General features: G+C 57.8%; 4 protein-coding genes. 2 read left to right on the top strand and 2 right to left on the bottom strand.

Annotated features, from left to right (window positions below; translation table 11 throughout):
* The coding region (locus tag ACFE72_RS24115) for a hypothetical protein (protein ID WP_375415649.1) at positions 1 to 230 on the top strand (230 nt) is incomplete at its 5' end.
* A gap of 17 nt (positions 231 to 247) precedes the next feature.
* Here the strand turns inward: ACFE72_RS24115 and ACFE72_RS24110 are convergent.
* Together ACFE72_RS24110 and ACFE72_RS24105 are read right to left on the bottom strand one after the other, a co-directional pair.
* The gene (locus tag ACFE72_RS24110) at positions 248 to 640 is read right to left on the bottom strand and encodes a type II toxin-antitoxin system VapC family toxin (RefSeq protein ID WP_375415648.1); all 393 of its coding nucleotides are present in this window, start codon (positions 638 to 640) and stop codon (positions 248 to 250) included.
* Positions 637 to 912: a type II toxin-antitoxin system VapB family antitoxin gene (locus tag ACFE72_RS24105; protein ID WP_375415647.1), complete on the bottom strand. Its 276-nt coding sequence runs from the start codon at positions 910 to 912 to the stop codon at positions 637 to 639. The genes ACFE72_RS24110 and ACFE72_RS24105 overlap by 4 nt, the downstream gene beginning before the upstream one ends.
* A gap of 190 nt (positions 913 to 1,102) precedes the next feature.
* Here ACFE72_RS24105 and ACFE72_RS24100 point away from each other — a divergent pair, with 190 nt between their 5' ends.
* Complete coding sequence (locus tag ACFE72_RS24100) at positions 1,103 to 2,044, top strand: hypothetical protein (RefSeq protein WP_375415646.1); 942 nt, start codon at positions 1,103 to 1,105, stop codon at positions 2,042 to 2,044.
* Positions 2,045 to 2,210: the final 166 nt, after the last annotated feature.

The following is a 2,210-nucleotide window of genomic DNA, read 5'->3' as shown; positions in this document are numbered from 1 at the left end:
CACCTCCTGGCTCTTCGAGCCTACTACAGGTGTCCACTCATTCGGGGGAGGTTCAGACAAATCATGGTGCACGGCGCTGGCGCGATGCAGGAACCAAGGAAGTCATGGACTTCACCAAACTTATGGACTGGCTTGGCAGGACCGCGGCAAAAATTAAGATCAATGAGAGTGGACCAATTCAGATTGAATGCTTTGGCATCGATGCTGTGGAACGGGCTCGCAAATCCTAATGCGTCGCGAAGTTCCATTATGCCACTTGCACATCTGTCGCCGCAAAATCCTCACCCTTGAACAGCAACGGCGCATTCATCGTCTTGGCAAGGGCGTAAGCGGCGCAATCACAAAAATTGAGCCGCGCCTTGGGATCGATGCCTTTGCCATAGCGCCGGAATGCTTCGAGCGCAAACGCGGCGAGATGGATGTCGTGAGGGATGATCTCGGCCCTGATGAGAGCAAGAAAGTCTTCGAGGTCGTGAAGCCCGTTGATCCCGCGCTTGGCGATCAGAACGTGCCCCGCTTCCTGATAGGTCACGGCGCTGACGAGGCAGCGGTCGGCGTTGGCAATCACTTCAAAGAAGACTGTGCGTTCCGGTTCGTGATTGAGGATGGCAACCAGCGCGGAAGTGTCGATGACGATCATCGCGGCATGCCGAAATCATCGTAGCCGATGATCTCGTCGATGGACCTTGGATCGGCAGTTGACCTCGCCGCGCTGCGCGCCGCGATCCCTTCCATTTCGGCGATCAGTTCGGCTTTCGTCATGGCTTTGGGCAGCGGCTTGACGGAATTGCGCCATGGCACCACGTCGCCGGTACGCGCCAACGCATCTCGCACGATTTCGTCGGGCGTGCGGCCGGCGCGGGCTGCTTTCGCCGCGATAAGTGTCTCGGTTTCCTGGGATAGATTGACCATGTGCCTTATGTCTCCTGCCCGCTAATATATCCCTTGGGCAGCGATTTTTCCATGGGGTGACGCGATGCCATTTAGCAAGGAAAACAACGCTCTAGCCGCGCGTAACCGGCAAATTAAGCCTTTATAATTGCCGTTTTCGTAGACTTGAGGCCATTAGGCGCAGTGCGCCAAAAGCAATTTTTAGAAGTCTATGGCACAGGACGACATCGCCCGCATCGAAGAGTCGATACGTGCGGCTGCCAAAGCAGCCGCACGAGGGGTACCCCTCGGCGAAGCTGTCCTCTCGCGGATAGTCGCCGAGACAAACCAGCCCGGTATCAGCATCGCCGACCGTCTCTCCCGCGCGGGCGCGATAGCCGAGCAATACGCCGCTTCGCCGAAACCCTTGAACGAGATTTCGGCAGCGCCGCAGGATATCGCAGCGCAAAGCAAGGCCACGATGGCATTTGGGGCCCGCGTAGCAGGTGGCCACCGTCCGGGCATTTCTGAATCGGGAAGGGAATCTTCCAAGTCCAACTATCAAGTGCTCGGCAATTCCGATCCGCGATCCATGCAGGCAGTTACCAGCGCCAATTTTGCAGGCTCGGCGTTCGCGCAAGCCGGTCTCGACTTCGGCACGTTCTCTTACCTGCGTGGACAAGACCGCAGTTTTACCACGCAAAATATCCTGAATGCCGCGAACGATGCCAAGGCGCTCGGGTTCGGTCCAAAAGACCGCGCGGCCGTGCTAGACCACACCATCATCGACCGTTACGACCGCAAGGCGCGTGTTACCAACCGGGCCTTGCAGGCTTATCAGGAACGTATCGAGGGCGACGAAGAGCTTGCAGAACTTCACGACAAGTCGAAGCACGCGGAAACCATGGAAGAGAAAAATGCTTGCGCGGCCCGGATTGCCGAGAAACGCACACAACTCGCCAAGGAAAGCGGATTGACCGACCGCGCCGAGGATGCCGAAAACCATCCTAAGGCGAAAGCCGCGACGAAGAGGCGTAAGACGGCGATCGAGAAGAAAGCGGAACGGAGCTATGAAGCGCGCGCCGGCGTGAAAGCTTCAGCGCCGCCGCCCAAACCGAATGCTACTCAGAACGGTGCAGCGCTGTTCAGCAAATTGACGGCTTCACCGAAGTAGCGGCTTGCCTAACGCGAACTTGATCTTGCCGCTCACCACGATATCGCCAGACGTTACGGCTAGCTGCATGTCGGTATCCGTTTTCGGGAGCGGGAAGGATTCCGCGCCGGGACTGAGCTGCTGCCGGTTTGATGGACACCGAGATTGGGTGTTTCATACAGCCGGA

This window comes from uncultured Bradyrhizobium sp. (genome assembly GCF_964252615.1).
Classification (GTDB): domain Bacteria; phylum Pseudomonadota; class Alphaproteobacteria; order Rhizobiales; family Xanthobacteraceae; genus Bradyrhizobium.
The sequence above is the reverse complement of the archived record's forward strand: the minus strand, read 5'-3'. Positions and strand labels throughout refer to the sequence as shown.